This is a genomic window from Spirosoma pollinicola (assembly GCF_002831565.1).
Taxonomy (GTDB): Bacteria; Bacteroidota; Bacteroidia; order Cytophagales; family Spirosomataceae; genus Spirosoma; species Spirosoma pollinicola.
Genome location: NZ_CP025096.1, coordinates 1,011,498 through 1,029,982, shown reverse-complemented (window position 1 = coordinate 1,029,982; position 18,485 = coordinate 1,011,498). Strand labels below are relative to the sequence as shown.

Annotated in this window: 17 protein-coding genes, 1 tRNA gene and 2 pseudogenes; 10 read left to right on the top strand and 10 right to left on the bottom strand. The window is 47.9% G+C overall.

What is annotated here, in order from left to right; genetic code table 11:
- Window positions 1-96: 96 nt before the first annotated feature.
- Entirely contained in the window at window positions 97-795 is a 699-nt protein-coding gene (locus CWM47_RS04510) for an SDR family NAD(P)-dependent oxidoreductase (protein WP_100986613.1), read from the top strand.
- A gap of 41 nt (window positions 796-836) precedes the next feature.
- Entirely contained in the window at window positions 837-2,156 is a 1,320-nt protein-coding gene (locus tag CWM47_RS04505; RefSeq protein ID WP_100986611.1) for an NAD(P)/FAD-dependent oxidoreductase, read from the top strand.
- 105 nt (window positions 2,157-2,261) lie between these two features.
- Here the strand turns inward: CWM47_RS04505 and CWM47_RS04500 are convergent, their stop codons facing one another.
- A complete protein-coding gene (locus tag CWM47_RS04500) occupies window positions 2,262-2,837 on the bottom strand; it encodes a hypothetical protein (RefSeq protein WP_100986609.1) in 576 nt (191 codons plus the stop codon).
- Window positions 2,838-3,081: 244 nt separating this feature from the next.
- Here CWM47_RS04500 and CWM47_RS40170 point away from each other — a divergent pair.
- A pseudogene (locus CWM47_RS40170) lies at window positions 3,082-3,207 on the top strand (DUF3500 domain-containing protein); the annotation flags it as partial.
- A gap of 281 nt (window positions 3,208-3,488) precedes the next feature.
- On the opposite strand, the gene CWM47_RS04495 reads toward CWM47_RS40170, so the two are convergent.
- From CWM47_RS04495 to CWM47_RS04480, 4 genes are all read right to left on the bottom strand, one after another.
- Entirely contained in the window at window positions 3,489-4,835 is a 1,347-nt protein-coding gene (locus CWM47_RS04495; RefSeq protein ID WP_317046719.1) for a HupE/UreJ family protein, read from the bottom strand.
- 115 nt (window positions 4,836-4,950) lie between these two features.
- On the bottom strand, window positions 4,951-6,093 hold the full coding sequence (locus tag CWM47_RS04490) for a DUF3500 domain-containing protein (RefSeq protein WP_100986607.1): 1,143 nt from the start codon (window positions 6,091-6,093) through the stop codon (window positions 4,951-4,953).
- A gap of 356 nt (window positions 6,094-6,449) precedes the next feature.
- Window positions 6,450-7,154 (bottom strand): LytR/AlgR family response regulator transcription factor, encoded by a 705-nt coding sequence (locus CWM47_RS04485; protein WP_100986605.1) that lies wholly within the window; start codon window positions 7,152-7,154, stop codon window positions 6,450-6,452.
- Window positions 7,154-8,350, bottom strand: a complete 1,197-nt coding sequence (locus CWM47_RS04480) for a sensor histidine kinase (RefSeq protein ID WP_100986603.1) — start codon at window positions 8,348-8,350, stop codon at window positions 7,154-7,156. Before CWM47_RS04480 ends, CWM47_RS04485 begins: the two co-directional genes overlap by 1 nt.
- Before the next feature lie 613 nt (window positions 8,351-8,963).
- Here CWM47_RS04480 and CWM47_RS04475 point away from each other — a divergent pair.
- The 3 genes and pseudogenes from CWM47_RS04475 (at window position 8,964) to CWM47_RS04470 (ending at window position 10,096) form a co-directional block, all read left to right on the top strand.
- Entirely contained in the window at window positions 8,964-9,443 is a 480-nt protein-coding gene (locus tag CWM47_RS04475) for a recombinase family protein (protein ID WP_317046718.1), read from the top strand.
- A 15-nt stretch (window positions 9,444-9,458) separates the two neighbouring features.
- A pseudogene (locus tag CWM47_RS40630) lies at window positions 9,459-9,584 on the top strand (recombinase family protein); the annotation flags it as partial.
- Between the two features lie 248 nt (window positions 9,585-9,832).
- The gene (locus CWM47_RS04470) at window positions 9,833-10,096 is read left to right on the top strand and encodes a hypothetical protein (RefSeq protein ID WP_100986601.1); all 264 of its coding nucleotides are present in this window, start codon (window positions 9,833-9,835) and stop codon (window positions 10,094-10,096) included.
- Window positions 10,097-10,666: 570 nt separating this feature from the next.
- Here CWM47_RS04470 and CWM47_RS04465 read toward each other — a convergent pair.
- Window positions 10,667-10,742: transfer RNA gene (locus CWM47_RS04465), tRNA-Lys, on the bottom strand.
- 342 nt (window positions 10,743-11,084) lie between these two features.
- Between CWM47_RS04465 and CWM47_RS04460 the strand changes: the two genes are divergently transcribed.
- Together CWM47_RS04460 and CWM47_RS04455 are read left to right on the top strand one after the other, a co-directional pair.
- Complete coding sequence (locus tag CWM47_RS04460) at window positions 11,085-11,912, top strand: helix-turn-helix domain-containing protein (protein ID WP_100986600.1); 828 nt, start codon at window positions 11,085-11,087, stop codon at window positions 11,910-11,912.
- A gap of 76 nt (window positions 11,913-11,988) precedes the next feature.
- Complete coding sequence (locus tag CWM47_RS04455) at window positions 11,989-12,645, top strand: hypothetical protein (RefSeq protein WP_100986598.1); 657 nt, start codon at window positions 11,989-11,991, stop codon at window positions 12,643-12,645.
- A 646-nt stretch (window positions 12,646-13,291) separates the two neighbouring features.
- On the opposite strand, the gene CWM47_RS04450 is transcribed toward CWM47_RS04455, so the two are convergent.
- From CWM47_RS04450 to CWM47_RS04435, 4 genes are all read right to left on the bottom strand, one after another.
- Entirely contained in the window at window positions 13,292-13,729 is a 438-nt protein-coding gene (locus tag CWM47_RS04450; RefSeq protein WP_100986596.1) for a hypothetical protein, read from the bottom strand.
- A gap of 228 nt (window positions 13,730-13,957) precedes the next feature.
- Window positions 13,958-14,785, bottom strand: coding sequence for a ceramidase domain-containing protein (locus CWM47_RS04445; RefSeq protein ID WP_100986594.1), 828 nt, complete (start codon window positions 14,783-14,785; stop codon window positions 13,958-13,960).
- A 135-nt stretch (window positions 14,786-14,920) separates the two neighbouring features.
- Complete coding sequence (locus tag CWM47_RS04440) at window positions 14,921-15,631, bottom strand: DUF92 domain-containing protein (protein ID WP_100986592.1); 711 nt, start codon at window positions 15,629-15,631, stop codon at window positions 14,921-14,923.
- A 122-nt stretch (window positions 15,632-15,753) separates the two neighbouring features.
- Window positions 15,754-16,329: a DedA family protein gene (locus CWM47_RS04435; protein ID WP_100986590.1), complete on the bottom strand. Its 576-nt coding sequence runs from the start codon at window positions 16,327-16,329 to the stop codon at window positions 15,754-15,756.
- A 323-nt stretch (window positions 16,330-16,652) separates the two neighbouring features.
- Here CWM47_RS04435 and CWM47_RS04430 point away from each other — a divergent pair, with 323 nt between their 5' ends.
- Complete coding sequence (locus CWM47_RS04430) at window positions 16,653-17,519, top strand: bestrophin-like domain (protein WP_100986588.1); 867 nt, start codon at window positions 16,653-16,655, stop codon at window positions 17,517-17,519.
- A 276-nt stretch (window positions 17,520-17,795) separates the two neighbouring features.
- Window positions 17,796-18,461, top strand: a complete 666-nt coding sequence (locus CWM47_RS04425; RefSeq protein ID WP_100986586.1) for an outer membrane beta-barrel protein — start codon at window positions 17,796-17,798, stop codon at window positions 18,459-18,461.
- The last annotated feature ends 24 nt before the right edge of the window (window positions 18,462-18,485 follow it).

The window sequence follows — 18,485 nt, the reverse complement described above, 5'->3', positions numbered from 1 at the left end:
GAAAATGAAAACTGGCACAATAGCAGATAGAGAAACTGCAGAGCTGGACGTTCAACGGATTTCAACTAGCTCTTGACATAACATACCTGTGTACTCATGGCTACTATTTTCATAACCGGTGCTTCTGGCGGGTTAGGCCGGGTCGTCACACAAACCCTGCTGAATGAAGGGCATCTCGTTATTGCTACGAGACAGTACCACGATAATCCTCAAGCCCTTATTCATGGCTTCTCAGACCTGCTGTTTACATACGAAACAGACCTGTCCGACGAAGTCCAGGTTCAGACGTTGATTCAACGGGTTATTCACAATCATGGCCCTGTCGACGCAGCCATTCTGTTGGCAGGAGGTTATACGGGTGGTTCACTGACGGAGACGGATGGGGCCTTACTCGACAGCATGATGACGGTAAATTTCAAGACAGCTTATCATGTAATTCAGCCACTTTTTGCCCACATGAGTAGCCAATCCAACGGAGGACGGTTCGTACTCATTGGTGCCCGGCAAGCCCTGAACGCCCAATTCGGTCGGCAGGCGGTTGCCTATACCTTATCCAAATCACTGCTGTTCGAATTGTCGACCCTGATAAATGCTTCGGGGAAGGAACATGACATTGTCTCTACGGTTATTGCGCCCAGTGTCATTGATACCGTTGCAAACCGTCAGGCGATGCCGGATGCCGACTTTACCGCCTGGGTCAATCCGCAAACTCTGGCAGATACAATCGCCTTCGTGCTATTTGGCGCGGGCCGCGCCTTGCGGGAACCCGTACTTGAGGTATACAATCGGGCTTAATTGCTGGCGGGTAACCAATTTACTCATAAACTAATTTACTGATGGAGGTCAACATTCCCGATTCCAGTTTACCCCGCGTTGTCATCGTTGGCAGTGGGTTTGGCGGTATTCAGCTGGCTAAGTCCTTAACGGGTAAAGCTTTTGAGGTCGTATTGCTCGACAAGAATAATTACCACACATTTTTACCGCTTCTGTATCAGGTGGCAACGGCCGGGCTTGAACCGGACGCCATTGCCGAACCCGTTCGTGAAATCTTCAACGGGCAACCCCGTTTCAATTTTCGAATGGCGGAGGTGCTTCAGATTGATCCACAGCAAAATACCTTGACTACGTCAATCGGTACGCTGCATTACGATTACCTCGTGCTGGCCTGCGGTTCACAGGCCAATTTTTACCGGAATGAGGAGCTGATACGCCATGCCCTGCCCATGAAGACCGTAAGAAATGCGCTGGCCTTACGGAGTCGCCTGCTGGAAAACAGCGAACGGGCGCTGGAATTATCCGATAAGCAACAGCAGCTCGAACAGGTAAACATCGTTATTGCAGGTGGTGGCCCAACGGGTGTTGAACTGGCCGGTGCCATTGCCGAACTGCGCGATGTTGTACTGGCCAAAGACTACCCCGAACTGCCCCTGAAGCATATGAAGATTCACCTGGTCGAGGGGAACGACCGCTTATTAAAAAGTATGGGAGAAGACTCCTCCTGGAAGGCCCGTCAGTTTCTGACCCGGATGGGCATAACCGTTCATCTAAACGCCCTGGTTAAATCCTACGATGGAGCGGTCGTTACGCTTAGTAATGGGGACACACATGCCGCCCGGACCTTATTTTGGACCGCCGGGGTAGAAGGTGTACTCATTCCGGGGTTGTCGCCTGCCAGCGTTGGAAAAGGGAGTCGATATGTTGTCAATGTGTTTAATCAGGTGGAGGGTTATGAAAATGTGTTTGCCATTGGCGACAATGCCCTTCAAGTGTTTCCTGATTATCCACAGGGCCTTCCGGGATTGGCACCCACATCGATTCAACAAGGCCAATGGCTGGCTAAGAACCTAGTTTCCCTTCATCAGAAACAACCGCTACAACCGTTTCGCTATGTGAATAAAGGGGTAATGGCGGTCATTGGCCGAAACCGGGCGGTCGTTGAGCTACCCTTCTGGCACACACAAGGGTTTATAGCCTGGCTACTGTGGATGGGCGTACACTTACTATTGCTGGTTGGTTTTCGCAACAAAGCGTCCACGGTCCTGAACTGGGCGGTCAATTATTTTAGCTACAGCCGGGCTTCGCGGTTAATTACCCGGTTTCAGAATGCTCCCGTTGAAGCCGTGACCAGTGTTTCCGGAGCCTCGGTACCGCTTTAATTCCCGCTGGCTCAGTTTATGTTCAAAAATCAGCCGAAACCGGTGGTTGGTTAAGCAACTCATTGAAAATTGAATAACCCTACTGGTTGCTTAGTAACGTTTATTTTATGGCCGATTCTCTCCTTCCACCTGTAGCCGACGCGTCAGTAATAATAGGGTAATACTGAAAGCAATAAAAAACCAACCCACAACTTGCGTAGAATCATCGCCGAGGGGCTGAAGTAAAAGCATGAAGGCGATTCCACCACAAATTAGTACGTTGAGGAAGTGAATAAGCGTACCCGACATACTCCGGCTTTCGACTGATGTCTGCAGACCAATAAATACATACATGGCCTCAACCGCCTGAATAAGCCCCACCAGAATACCCCAGGCACCGAATACCAAGACAATGCCTTGATCAGGATGGTGAAGATAAAAAAGCAGGGCAAGGCCAGCGACAATGTCCAGTAGCCCGGCAGCCAAAAACCAGTTTGTGGCTGCCCCTGGTATTCGGCTAACCTGCCGAAAACGAATGGCCAGCAACCCCGCTATAATCAGGAGCGTACTCAACGCAATACCTACGAAGGGCTGTGAATTTCCTGCGAAAACTACCAGGACGCCTATACTGGCGAAGAGACCTGTACGCAGGTAGAGTAGCCACCAGGATTGAGTTGTTGAATTAGGGATTGAAAAGGCCATTCTAAGTCAGTTTTCATATGGATACGCTCCGTTGCAAATCCATGTTTGTAAATGACTTATACGCGATTTACATGCCAGTTACAGGCTCCGGGTACTATTTTAGTGAAAAGGCCGAAACTGTGCTTCCAGCACTTTTTTCAATTCATCAATAACAGCAGGCACATGGGTAAAACTCCAGACAATTTGGATTTCTTTATGAAAATTCCAAAAATTTTTGGGCTGGATATGAACTTATAACAGGCAGGTATCAGTCACCCGGCTGAATGAAAATCTCAACTGGTTAACCATCATGGGGACACCTTCAGCTACCCAGCCCTGTGGCTGGCAGATCGAGGGCCATCATCTGGTAATTACTATTTGTGCTGGGTGACCAGCTCCAGGTTTGTGCTACCGAGCAATCACTCTCGTCATCACTGGCTAGTGATGGCCTATCTTAGTGGATCAGTTTCTGACAAAACTCCGTTTGTCAGGGGCTTTTTATGATCTAAGGCTCCTTTTTTAAAATCGACGCCTTCGACCAGTTAAGGAATCACAAAGTGCAAATCCGCGTAGCCTTGTCCGTGGGATTGCACCCAAATGAGCAAACCCAACCTGGACAGCTAACAGTCCGACTACCCATGTAGCAACTATGTTTTTTACCGACATTAGAAACTAGTGTACAGGGAGTTGACTCGCCCGCGTCAGGCGCCAGGTGAAGAGTAGCGCCATCACGGCCAACACCCCCAACCCATACGGAGCATAAGGCGATACAAACTCAATTCCCTGTGTTAACCTGTTCGGTTGACCCGTGATCCGTTCAATCACCCAGGCACTAGCGGCTACGGCCGCCAGAAATGCGGCCGTCAATCGAAAAACGCTATACACTTGTGTACGGCTCAACAGCATCAGCCAGGGAATTGTCAACACAATGATGAACAGCTGCATGAGTTCAATGCCTACATTAAAGCCCAGAATACTCAGTGCCATCGGGCCAGCGTCGAGTTGCAGGTTAGCTAGCGTACTGGAAAACGCCAGCCCATGAATCAGCCCGAACCCAGCCGCAATCCAGGCTTCGCGACCCGGAAAAATTGGCCGAACAGCGTGAACGGCCGACACCAGAATCGACACGGCAATCAACATTTCGACCGGCTGAGACGGTAACCGAACCCAACCCAACGATCCGGCCAGCAACGTAATGGAATGCCCTGCCGTGAAGGCTGTGATGATGGCCAACAATCGCTTCAAGCTATATTGAATCCCACCAAATCGTCCCCATCGTTGCCCTGCCACCAGTAAGGTAGCTGGTAGGAGTAACACGAGTAAAAACAGCAAATGATCAGTCCCTTCGGCGATGTGCTGCATCCCCAGCTTAATCATGGCCGTAAAACCGGTCCAGTAACTACCCGGCCCGGCGTGGCCGGAAGTCAGATTAACCGACAGGGGTAGAATCCGATTATTGACAATATCCAGGCTGATTTCCCCAACCTGCACCGGCTCGGTTTCGGCCAGTTGCCCACGCTCCCAATCCTGACGGACCGACACCAGAATTTTATGGGTCATTACCTGATGCAACACGACGTCGTAGTGAAAGGTAAACGTCCGAGCGTCTTCGTCCGCTGGGGGCAGCATCTGCACCTGAGCCGTGAGTTCACGGTATACACCGTTGATTGGATTCTGGCTTTCATGGACGGTCAGTTCGCCAACCGTTACGTTCCAGAAGCGCCCGTCGGGGCTTTGCGGACGGATGTGGGTTTTCAGGTACGCCCTGAGTTGTGGACCCAATCGCGCGACCAGTCCCGCTGATGAATCGTTTACGGCATGCCCCCAGGCCGATTGTAACTCAACGAGCGGGATTTGTAGCTCGGCATCGATACGGTTAGCGTGGACGTTGAGCAGAACTACCGAATTCGGCATGGGATGGGCGGAAGCCTGTTTAGGCAGTCCAACTAGCAATCCGAGTAGGGTGAAAATCAGCAGCCATCCGGATCGACGGCTGCTGATACGACTTAGTTTAGTCACTGGAAAAGACGTTGACATCAATTTATTGCGTGGCTGGCCCATTAATACGAAGGTAATCAATATGCGCCGTTACACTTGAACTGACGGAGCAGGCAAAGCACGAGAACTCAGGATACTAATTGCCACCGTAGTCGGCGGTATGATCGCGCCAAACCGAGTGGGAGTGCGGTGTATTTTTGATAATCACTCCACCCTGATAGGAAAACTCGATCCACACACTCGGCCCGTCGATCCGTACATAATCCCCCTGGGAAGCCATCGCGGTCGTACCGGAATAGGCGACATACGTATTGGCTAATTCTGAGGTGTATTTGGTTAACACGGCGGCTGACGTAGACGCGTCCAGGTCATTGACATACAGCCGGATAGCGGCCAGCACCAGCGCCTGCTTGTCGCTGCTTAACGTACCAACCTGTAAACCAGATTTAGTAGCCGGAAACTTACCATCCTGCCCCGGACCCAGTACCAGATCGTTATAAGAGCCGGACAGTTTGGCGGTTGATTGCTCGGTGGTGCTCAGCCCCGTTAACAACGCAGCAAATGCAACCCGCTCCTGTTCAAAAGCCTGGTAAGTGCGGCTGCCTGCGGTCACGGCTGCCTGTGGCTCCGTGCCCCGGAAGGCGGGCGTTACGCCCGTGACAGCACCCGCATTGAAGGTAATGGGCTGGGTGTAATGATGGCCCGTAAACAAGATGGCCCACAAGCTGCTGGTACTGGGTGTACCCAGAAACGAGAGGTAATAATTGCCAGCACCATACGTAGAGCCCCCCCCAATGGAGTTGAGGTAATCGTCGGCAACCAGGTTGCCCAGCATTTCGTCGTAGCCTTCATTCATACCATTCAGCGCCAGCACGGCCACCATCAGGTTGCGGAAAGCCAAAAGTTGCGTATCACTGAGCGCACCTAGGTTAATACCTACCCGGGAAGACATCCCGGCTGGCAGGTTCGACCATTTCTGCGCGTTGGCCTTCGAGTAGGTCAATTGCACAGTCGATACCTGCGTGCTGCTCAAGGTAGCCTTGAAGGCTTCGGCCAGGCAGACGATCTGAGCTACGCCCGTTGAGCCACAGGTGGTTGTGGTGGCCGTGGCTGACAAAGTGGTTGTGATCGAGCTGGAACTGTTCGACGTCGTGCCAGTCGATCCCGTTGTTGAGCCAGTAGTACTCGTGGCATCAACATCCGTTGATGTGCAGGAGCCGAAGAGTGCGCTGAAACCGAGTAGGATCAGCAGGAAACTAGTCCAGTTTTTTCGTTTCATGATGTTTGCTGAATACGTTCTATTCAGCGCTTAATTGCTTATATATCGAATACTTAAATCGTTTAGTCACTGTTGCACAGCCCGTTCGCAGTTGGGGTAAAGAGCCGAAATGTTGTGGTGAACGTACCGTTTATCGACAAGCGATCCCATCCAACGTAGCGCCACATAACCGGTGGACTCTGCTGACAGGATAAAGGTCGTCTGTAAAATACCGGTGATGGAAAAGAAGTGGTTAACCCCTATAATTCGGGGGTAATTGCCCTGAATTTGTGGTGAATGGGGTAAATTTCGGGGTTAAATCAGGCTGTCGAATTAGCCGAAAGTGGAACGTCAGTACGTGGAAAATCGGGTAAGCCTTATTTCATAAAGAGACTAAAAAAGGCATTTTCATAGCTGCTCCCGATGGGAACTTCCTCCTCTCCAATTAGAATTATCCGGCCACGAATCGACTGAATTTTATTAATCGCGACAATGAACGACCGGTGAACTCGAATGAATTTGGCCACTGGCAATTTTTCCAATAGAGCTTTCATTGTAAGCCGCAACACTAGGGGATGCCCCTCCTCCAAATGAATTTTCAGGTAGTTGTCCAGTCCTTCAATAAAAACAATGTCGGCCACTGTAACCTTCACCAAACCGTAATCCGCCCGAAAGAAGAGGTGTACCTGCTCAGTTCCTTGACTGTCAATACCCTGATTTTGCTGGAGTGCTCGCCACCGGGTTTGGGCCCGCTGCGTCGCTTTCGTGAACCGGTCGAAGGTGTAGGGTTTCAGCAGATAATCAACAGCCTCCACGTCGTAGCTTTCCAATGCATATTCACTGTAGGCCGTTGTGAAAATAACGAGGGTTTGTTGAGTAATGGATTTAAAAAAGTCCAGTCCCGACTCCTTTGGCATATTGATGTCCAGAAAGATCAAATCGACCGGATTCGTTTCCAGATACAACCGAGCTTCGCCCGTGCGGGTGAACGTTTTGACCAGATCTATTGAATCAATTCGGCTGCAAAAGGCTTCTATGACGTCGAGGGCAGGGTGTTCGTCGTCGAGTGCAATAGCTTTCATCAGGATAAAGTCAGGCTTAAACTGACATGGAAATCGGTCGGATTATTATCAATAGTTAATGTATGGGTGTCAGGATAGAGGAGCCGTAATCGCTCCTTGGTATTTTGTAAACCAACTCCCGTTGAATTTTCGAATTGGCTTATCTGCACCTTTTTATTGGCAACATATAAATGCAGGCTATCTCCCTCAATACGGATCTGAATTTCAATCCGCGATTCTTCATCAGGATTTACTCCGTATTTAAAGGCGTTTTCAATGAACGAAAACAGCAGTAAAGGAGCGATCTCTACATGCCGCTCATCGCCTTCCAGTTGGTAGTTAACCTGAACCGCATCCCGTAGCCGGGCTTTTTGGAGATCGATGTAATTACCAATGTAATTGATCTCTTTGTTCAGGGCTACTTTGTCCCGGTGAGCATCGCGGATAATGTAGCGCATGAACTCCGAGAGCTTCACAATGGTATCGGCCGTGCGTTTATCCTGACGAATGGCCAGCGCATAAATGCTATTGAGCGTATTAAACAGAAAATGCGGTTGAATCTGCGCTTTTAGCTGGCGAAGCTCGGCCTGCAACTGATCCGTTTCAACCTGATGAAGCCGACTGGCTGTTTGAATAGAGATGGATATGAGGGAACTGACACTACCCAGTAAAAAAAATATGGCAAGCTTAACGGGAAGCAGCAGTATAAAAGGCGGTCCATGCCGGTCGTAAGGTCGATCGTCACCAGGTGAATGAAGTGGGCCATCCTGTTGAGGTGGAACCTGCAGCCGATCAAATGGCTTAACTCCGAATCTGTGTTCGTCGGGGTGGGGAAAATCACGTGGTCTAGCCAGCATCATTTCCTCTACGAAAATCTGACGAGCCCAGGCCAGCGGGGTATTTTCTCGCGGTGATTTAAAGAAGGCCCACTGCTCAATGCGATAGGGCAAATAAACAGCTGCCAGAATGCAACCAACAGCTATGATGACGTATTTCCGGTATTGCTTCGTCAGAAACCAGCGGGGAACAAATAGGGTATGGTTCAAATACGAGAACAGCACCAGCAGCACATAGGCTAACCCATTTTGTACCAGATGCTCGTGTGGTCTCAACGGTGACCAGCTTACGCCAGTATTTACCGAATAGACGATTGGCAGAATTACCAGGGCAATTCCGATCAATACGTGATTACGATAGACTTTTAACCAGGCTGTCATTCATAGAAGAGATACGTTGCAAAAATACAACTACCGCTTACCGAACGGATATAAATGTGGTTGAATGCTCGATTTCTGGGGTAAATGACCCGCTAAAGTTATGCTTTGTTATAAGCAATTATGAAAAGACTAGTTGGACGCTTTAAACGATAAAGGCTGAATTGGAACATAATAATTAATCTGACTTCATTGTCATGTCCGAAAATAAAACGGCAATGTAGATCGTATGTAACTGATTGTCGTTTTTAGTCTTTAAAATATTGTATGTCTTCTCCTAAAATTAAACCGAGGTTTTCATGAACGGCGGTCAGGTAGAAAGAAAGTGGTCAAAAACAATCGTTTTTACGTTCAGTAAACCCGTTCAGTTTATTAGTTCACAGGTTCCACTCGCTCGAACCTTTCTGTGAATGATTTCAGGCCTAAAGACTGCTGGACAATCATTTCAATCGTTTATTACCAACGCACCCTTCTAAAGCGTTTAGTGGTATACTACTTTTATTTTGGCATTTCTACCTGATAATTCTGTAACATAAACGCTCACAACCTGCTCGCTGGATCGAAAATCGATTTCTCACTTCTTACGTAAAATACGTGAGACAGATATCCGTACACCATGAAGTTAGGTTATCCCCGAGTCTCTACCGCACCGGCGGACCGGCAAGCTCAAAACCTGGCCCTTCAGCTTGATGCCCTTAAAGCAGCCGGTTGCTTGAAAATCTACCAGGAGAAAGCCAGTAGATCTAAAACCGAAAGGCCTGAATTGAACAGATTGCTCGAAATCATCCGCGAGGGGGACACGTTGATGATTTGGAAACTGGATCTATTGGGCCGTTCCTTGAATCACTTGATTGAGATTGTGACTCGTCTAGAAGATCACCACATTGGGTTAGTTAGTCTGAACGACCCCATCGACACCACGACGGCTCAGGGTCGGCTTGTTTTTCGCATCTTTGCCAGCCTGGCTGAGTTTGAGCGGGAGGTGATTCGGGAGCGAACCCTGGCGGGTTTAGCCTCCGCCCGTCGTCGGGGTCAACTCTTAGGCCGACGTAAAGGGCTTTCCAAGGCCGGTGAGCAGAAAGCTCGCATTGGTTAAAGTCTTTACAAAGAAGCCAAGTACTCGGTTGAACAAATCGCCCGCGATTTACACATCTCTAAAACCACCCTATACGAGTATCTCCGTTTACGGGGGGTCGAAATTGGCGCTCCACTTTTAATCCCGGTTGCCACAACGTAGAAAAATGTAGCTGTAGCCTATACATTTATTAAAGGAAGGTTCATTAAATGATAAGTCAAAACACTTTAACGTTTATTCAACGGGAGGTTCAATAAATAATATAATTCTATTAAAACTACCGTAGCGGCGCAGGGTGCCTCCCATTATCTTTACTGGGGCAAATTGCTGAAAGCCCCTAAGTAGCTTATGTACCCAGCAACCTTTTACCTTTAAAAAGGAGGCCGAGTCGCCTATTATCCCATCTGGTTATGCAAAGCCTCTTCAATAAACATCCTTTACTGGGTTTGTTTGAGCGTTCCTTGGAAAGGCTACCCGATGTCTTACCGCCCGAGTCGTTGGCTTGTCAGCTTCAGCTTAATGTTAATAGCAAGTATTACCACCAGCTTCTCCAAATTGAAGATGAGCAACTGATCAAGCCGGTTTCCGATACCGATGTAATGCGCTACAAAGACTATCCTATAGTTCAATATGATGGATGCTCTTTTTTCACCATAAGCCCCAAACAAGAGTGAGTGTTTGTAGTCAAGTGATATTGGATAAATGAGTTATAACCGGGTGGGGAGCTAGTGGAAAAGAGAATTCATTGGGTAGCCTGCCACCACGATCCAGTGAGTAGCCTACGAGTAGAGAATACAGGATTAATTGTTCATTGCAAACCCTTCCCTTTCGCCTAGCTTATAAGAATCAGATAGTAGACCACTCTTTGATCATTATATTTTGTAACATTTTCATAACGGACCTCCGAAGAGGATACAACTGTTCGTCTGAACCAATTGTACATTCTCCAAAAGTCGATTTGTAAATTGATATAAATTATGCCTGCCAATCGAGCTATTTCTGCCACTAAAACTAGCTCCCGTAAATCGTCAAAACCGACATGTCAACGAATAGATAGGTCAATAAATTGGTAAAAAAAGCTAATTTAAATGAACTATCATTTTTAACATCTGTCCAATCTAATCAGTAGCATACGTTACCCGTTTTCATCATTCCCAGATAACGCTGGTTTAATTTTAGGAACGAGAATAAACACAACAGGCCAACTATAACACGTTGTGTTGCAGCTGGCCTGTTGTGTTTAGTGGTGACCCCGGACAGGTTCGAACTGTCGACCCATTGATTAAGAGTCAATTGCTCTACCAACTGAGCTACGGAGTCATATTAAATTTGGTACTACTATAACCATTTACTGTGGAAATGGGTGCCTTTCTTAAAACGATTAATGACCAAAATGCACACTATTAATGGTGTATGGTAGATATTGAAAGATGACCGTCTCCTGAAACGCTCCTACGGGAGACGATAGATTCTTCATCCGTATGCTTCAAAAATGGGGTATGGCTGTCGTACAACTCCTGTTTGGATGATCCCTTTTCTCAATCTAGCTTAGAAGAAAGCATTAGATAGGTCGAATTTTGGATAATTAGCATTGGTCTAGTTGAAGCCTAACCGAATACTAAAACTTAGGTCAGAATTAACTGTAAACACCTATCTTTCTGTATGATCTATCAGCGGATTCCACCCCAGCTAGCTCTCCAAGCTTTTGTGAAGGAATATTTGCTCCTCCATTTTAGGTATGATCCGACCAACTCACCCTTGGTTAAACCATTTCCACCCCTACCTGAACATGGCCTAGAATTCTTTCTCAAGGGGTTGGTTACGTCCTTGAATCCGAGCACGGGCGTGGAGAAGATTGAACCAAGGATCGCCATTTTTGGTCAACCCGTGTCGCGAATTAATTTTAAGATGCCGACCGCCGACTACCTGATGATTCGGGTTATTTTTCACGTTGGAGGCTTATTCCGCTTATTTCGGATACCCCTCTCTGAATTTACCGATTTGAAAGTAGACGCCGAATCCATCATCGGTCAGGAAGTTCGGGGGATTAATGATCGCTTAGCCAACACCAACGGGTATAGCGAGATGCTGGCGGTTGTCGAATACTATCTGCTATCGAAAATTCGGCAGGTGCGCGCCGACAGTCATGCCGTCGATCAAATCGGGCAACTTCTACTGCACAACCCAACGAGTTTTTCGCTGGATTGGTTGGCAAATCAAGCCTGCCTGAGTCCACGACAGTTAGAGCGCAAGTTTGTTGAACGGTTGGGTATCGGCCCCAAACTCTACAGTCGGATTGCGCGTTTCCACCAGACGTTTTTGTGGAAGGAAGCCCATCCTGATGCCGATTGGTTGACCGTGGCGGTTCATTTCGGGTATACGGATTTTCATCACCTATTCAAGGAATTCAAGGAATTTGCGGGCGTAACGCCCAATACCTTGCTGGCCCAGTATGCCCTCTCGCCCGAAAAAATCCTGCGGCTAGTCTAAATAACGTCGGGTTTCTAACCAAACCCACGCCATTTATCACGCTAGATTTGGCGATGAATGCCAACCATTTATCGTCATGGAAAAAGTCTACCGAAACATCAGCTATCTGTTTGTCGCCGTTCTGTTCCTTGTCTTTCTCGCATTTTATAAAACCTACTTCGGTTTATTCCCCACCTTTACTGGAACCACTACGCTCGTTCATCTCCACGCAATGACCATTCTGTTGTGGTTTGCCATGCTGATTGGTCAGCCCATCCTGCTCCGAACGAAACACATTGCATTGCATCGCCTAGTGGGCAAAGCTTCTTATGGATTAGTACCAGTCCTGATTGTTTGCTTACTACTGATGGCTCGACAACATCAGATGCGTGCCCAGGACCTAATTTTATTCGTTTATAATGGATTCGATATCAGCCTGTTTGTTCTGTTTTATACGCTAGCTATCACATATCGGCACCGACTTGCCTATCATGCCCGTTTTATGGTCTTGACCATCTTGCCGTTTCTAGGTGCAACGATTGGCCGAATACCGAGCTTCCCTCTTTCGGGGGCTTTACTTGGGTTGTTGATTATCCTGGGGCTACTCCTCTATGAGCGCTTTACCCGAAAAGTGTACAAGCCCTACCTCATCTCTTTAGCCGCCTTTATAGGTCTGCTTCTCCTATGTGTAAGTCTTCTGAGTAGCGGAACAGAATTGTTAAAAATGCTGTGGAATTGGTGCTTTGGTAGATAGGCTGCTTTGCGTAGCGGCAAGAGTAATTCAAGTCCGGTTATTAGCTTATATTTCAATTTGTCTTGGACGATCGGCTTGATCACCTATTGCTAGAGTTCTCAAAATACCCTCTTATGTGAGATGAAGGAAACTACCCACTTTTCGTATTAGCTTAAGAAGTACGAAATAAAGCCATTACAAAAGTGCTATTATTATGCTTTTAGGGGTAGGAAGGTCAAAAGAGTACCAACTATCGTACTTAAGAATGGTGCGAAAGCTAGATCATGATTATGTAACCTTGAATAAAACGATAAATTATACCTGTGGTAGCTCTGTGCTAATCAACGAATTGCTATTTGAATTTGGGCTATCTTCATTCTTTTTGTCGAATACTTTGGCAATCTTCTTAAGAATAAGGTTGACGCCGATTCCATCAAAGAGCCAAAAAAGCCACTTAGCTAGCACTTCAAGTATGTCCATTGTTAGTAGAGTAAGTAAATTAGAAAACGGCAAATCCTTTGCTGAGAGTAAGCATTAACAGCCATTCATCTACTCTACGAGTATAAAGCAACGTAAGCTACTATCACCTCTAAGAGAGAGTATATAGCTTATGAACAAATGGTTAGTTACCCGTAATTAAATAACCTTGGTTTGGGGAGCTGGTGTTTTAGGCTGTACTCGGTATAGCAACCATTAACCGCCACTTTCGCTGGTTCCAGAACCGGTGCCAGACGCCTGCTTCATCCGCTTTATAGAAGCCCGACTGGCGCTCAGGCTGGCCGGGTTCAATCATCGTCCAGCAGTCCCCTTTCAGCAGCCCAATCAGCTTGTGAATCGTTCCCGCCTGCACATGGTGCGTTGTCCCCGGAAGGCGCTTGTGCTTAGTAAGGGCTAACGTTCCGTCGTCTTTTGGCTCGGCTACTACCTCAATGTAGCCCCCGGACAAAATAGTGGTGCGAAAAGACCAGGGGTGATCATGAAACAACTCGTCATTGGCCGCCGTAAAATGATGCAACACCCGGCCATCGCCTAAGTGATATTTAGTAAAGGTTTTATTCATTCGCTCCCGGCGAATAATGTCTTTAGGGATTGAATACGATTTCATAGATTTCGGTTGGCCTGAGCAGTAGTCGGCCGCTCCCGCTTGGTTGTTAACCGCAAAACTAGTATCGAAGTTAGTTTAGAGTCTATACCGTATGTGCCTTGCCTTGAGATGGTCTACTTAATCGGCACAGTGAACTTGTATAATTGAACAGATATTAAAAAATCGCTGTCTCTTTAATGGCTCCCTAGCTACTTGCCATGCCTTCAACTTGAGGGCGCTTGCCCTACATCAAGAGGTGATTCTTGTGAAACGAAAAAATGAGTAACTACAAAAACTGCTTAGCCCCGTAAGTACATGCCAGAAGGCATGCCCCTGGAAGAAAGCATACGGATCACAATTCACTTTCTGCACGTCTAATGTCCGGATTTTGATAGCTACGACAATCAAGCCTAGACCCAGCAGCAGCAGGCCAAGTGAACGATCGTTTCGGAACTGAATATAGTCGATGAGCATCAATACGTTTATCCCTAGAATCAAAGCGGGGACCAACCGGGAGCTGGGCACCAACAGCGAAAGCTTAAAAAATGCACCAATCAGTAGTAATATCATCAGCACCCAACCCTTTTTTTGAGCAGCTGTCAAGCTCATCCTATGGCCAAGGTGATACAGCGCAATGCCCGCCAGGGTTAGCATAAGGCTGTAGGTTGCATTCATATCCACCCGCTGGCCGATGTACGTGAGCGACGCATGGAAAAACGCGCTTCCAAACCCCAGGTACACAAAACAGCCACCCATCAAGGCTGAAAGCAAAGGAAAATGTTCCAGTCGGTTTAAACCCGTTTCCCCTCCCTTCTGCGTATCTACCTGGGCAATCTGGAGGATGAGTACGCCCAAAAAGAAGTACACCAGATTAGAATAGGTATTGCTGGGTTGATGTACGAAGCGATGGACATGATTAAACTCGCAATACTCAACCGTTAGCGCCGATTGGCTGAGTGGCAGGCCCGCCCAGGCGGTTCCTGTGAGCCAGGTGTCTAAGCCGATCCAAACCACCAGCATCCCGATGGTCAGATAAGCGGATCGACGGAGGAGATTGTCTAAAGTTGGAAGCGCCATACCGCTAATAAGCCGATGGACTTATACTCTTACTGATCTGTAACACCTCACAAGGCCGGGTAAGACAGCGTATACCGGCTTTCATGCCTACCTACCCCAGTAGTTTGGACAGCTGGTGCTGATGGGTTTGCCGGGTTACCAGGTTTGAACCACCAGGGCCACCAGGGCCGCCACCAACGTATTGAGAAAATTTACCGTGTCATTCTTCAGATACCCCCTTCGCTCCAGACTGGCCCCCAGCACTGAGTCTACCAGATTACCGACGGTGCCGGCCATCAGAATCCAGATAACAGGCAGGCCCCAGCCAAAGCCAATCCCATAGATAAGTCCAATCAGGCAACTCCCCAGAAAACCCAGCAGCGTCCCCTCCAGACTGACGACCCCATCCAGGCCTTTAGTGTCGGTACGCCAAGTGAGGACGTTATAATAATGCCGACCGTATACGTTGCCCAGTTCCGAGGCACAGGTATCGGCGGTAGCTGATGCGAAGCTGGCCGCCAGCATAACTTGAAATAGGCCAGCTTGCGCAGGAAAGAGCCAGGCCAGCAAACCAACTAGTCCGGCTACGCCAGCATTGGCTATAACCTGGGAAGCGGTCCGTTGTCCCTTATTCGATTCGGCTACGCCAGCCGCTATCTTATCGGTTAGTTTCCAGCTAGTCGCTGCTGAGCCAACGATAAAAAAAGTGCCCAGCATCACCAGGCCTGGCAAGCCAGCACCCAGAAAGATGGCGAAGCCTACTAGGCCACCTGTTAGGGCACCCGTCACGTTGAGCTTACCTGCTTTAACGCTCAGGAACATACCTACCAGCAGCACGCATAGGACAATCCAGTAGGGAAGGTGCATAACGTTTTTATGAAACTACGTTTGTCTAATCTATTCTGTATGCTACTAACTGGAATTGACAGTTAGAAAAAAATAATCGTCTCTTTAAACCCTCTTTACAGGCTTAATTGATGGCCTTTACGCTAGTCACCTTTTATACGCGGAACTTTAGGCTGGCGGTAGAGATGAATCAGCCCCCAAACCAAACCGATCAGGGCGATCACGACGACAGCAGCCAGTTCATGCTGACGCAGATCGGTGCCTAGTACTTCCAATCCATGAGCGATCGTGTTACCCGCCAAGGCGATCACCAGGGCCCATATCAACGCACCCACTCCGTTGAGTAGCGTGGACTGGCGGGCTGGGTAGGCTGATGTGCCAATGGCGATCGGAATCAGGGTCCGTAGGCCCAACAGGGCGCGAAACCCCAGGACCAAGCTACTGCCGTAGCGTTGTAGCAGGGTGTCCGCCCGAACGAGCCGCGATTGCCAGCTGGGACGACGGTTCAGTAAAGCGGTGCCAAAGCGATTGCCGAGCACAAACCAAATCTGGGCCATCACAAAGGAGGCCAGGGCAGCTAGTCCGATCACAATGGGCAGGGAGAAGTAGCCTCGGTGGGCTAGATAAGCGGCCAAGATTAAGAAAGCCTCGCCTTCCAGCAATACACCTATAAACAGGATGGGGTAGCCGTAGGTAATGATCAAGGACTCCAGATGCATGAGAAGTAGAAAGAAGGGGTCAGTCTTAGGCAAGAACTGACCAGTAGCGTCTTTGTTTCTGGCAGCTCACCGAGTGATTGACGGGTGTTGGGCTTCGGCCCGGTAGCACTTCGATAGGGCGCTGTTTTAACGGTCGTTTGTAAAAGACCATAGGATTTAAAATGATTAAATTGGTTTCATAGAAGAAGCTCTACTTAATAAACGATAAGCGTCTTCTCCGTAGCCAAGGACCAGGCAAGGGGGGTGCGGTTGAACAATTCCCACCCCTGGGGTGTATCTACCCCTAGTGCTGGTGGCCTACTCCCTGCCATCTGGATGAACCCATGCCACAACCGGCCAATTGGTCTCCGCTGATCCATGCGGTCGACGACAACGGACTTTTTATGATCTGGCTCTATAACTTGCCCACCTGGCTGTTTGCCTTATTAACCATGAGTGGCTTTGTGAGCCTGTCCTTGATAGGTCTACGCCTGATCCACCGTCGGCTGAATGCCGGCACCTTGGCTACCTTAATTGACAATGGAACCGTGGGCTGGTTCTTTTCCGGGGTAACTGTCTTATATGGGTTATTACTGGGCCTACTGACGGTGGCCACCTGGACTAATTACACCCAGGCAACGGCACTAGCTTCGCAAGAAGCCGCTAGTTTGGCAGTGCTCTACCGGGATCTGGCGGGGTATCCCCTCCCAGAGCGAATTCAGCTGCAAACTCAGGTACGGACCTACACCCGGTTTATTATTGAGCAGTCCTGGCCCTTACAACGACAGGGCTTTATCCATGATGGGGAATCGGCCAAATTACTTGACTTACAGGCACCATTGATGGGGTTTGACCCCACCAATGAAACGGCCAAGATCCTGCACCAGGAAGCGATTCGAACGTTTAATTCGTTGGTCGAACTGCGTCGGCTACGGGCCGAGTCCATTAGTGGCAGCGTGCCGGGTGTGATTTGGTATGTGGTGCTATTGGGGGCGCTGTTGACGGTAACATTCGGTTATTTATTCGTGGTCAAGTCGTTTTGGTTTCATGGGTTGCTGGTGAGTTTATTAGGGGCGGTGATTGGTTTGCTGATATTTCTGATCGCTGCCTTGGACCATCCCTATTGGGGGGAAGTGAGCGTTTCGCCCCAGGCGTATGAATTAGTCTTAAGCAAAGTAATGAGTAGTGGAGTCACTTCGCCAAAAAAGTGAACAAGTCAGTGACCAAGATCGTTTTTATATTTGGATTAATAATTGTACTATTTTTAGTATTTTTATATAAATTATCTCATTCTAGGGGGATATTCCTAGATCAACCACCCCATACAAGCCTTGAAAACAAGCTCTATAGTCCTTTGGAAAGGGAAGGGGAAAGCCCTTTATTATGTTAATGGAATATCCCTAGATTGGGATTGCCAACTACATGTAAAGTATCCCTTAGAACGGCTTATATGTGATCATAGAATAACAAAAACAAATGGCAATCTTATGAAGACGCTGACTTGCTTGTTGCTGATCGCCAGTGTGAATACTGCCTTTGGGCAACATAAATTCGCTTTATCGATTCAACTCGCTCCCATCTGTACCCATACTAATTTGAAAGCTATATTTCCATTTGCTGATCCGGCCACTCAATCTCCTAATACGGAGTTCAGTGCTGTTTCAAATGGTCTTAGTTACTTAGTGGGCGTTACGGCCCGCTATGCTTTTTCGCCGAAATTGTCAGTAGGAACAGGTATTTGGGCTACCCATTCGGCAACTGGTAAAACTAACTATGTGCAGAATGGCTTTGCTTCCAGTATTCGCTATAAGTATAATCATCCCTTTACAAATCTGTATAAAATTCCCTTAATAATTAACTACCAGTCATCAACTAAACGGCTCTCGCCTTACTTTTCAGCCGGAGCCACATTTGATTTGAGAGGGACTAGCTATGTTGATTTAAGTGGAAATGGAGAGTTAATACCCATAAAAGTTGGCAAAGCGGTGGTTATTACTCCGCTGCTAGGAGTGGGAATGACATATAATCTTTCTGATCATATTTCTTTAATTGTTCAACCTACAATTCAGTACAATATTGATTCACATCCCTCTTACTCTTACTACCATTATTATCAATTAAGTCTTCAAAATCAACTAATGTACAAGTTCTGAATAGCCTCTCACTTAATATAATTG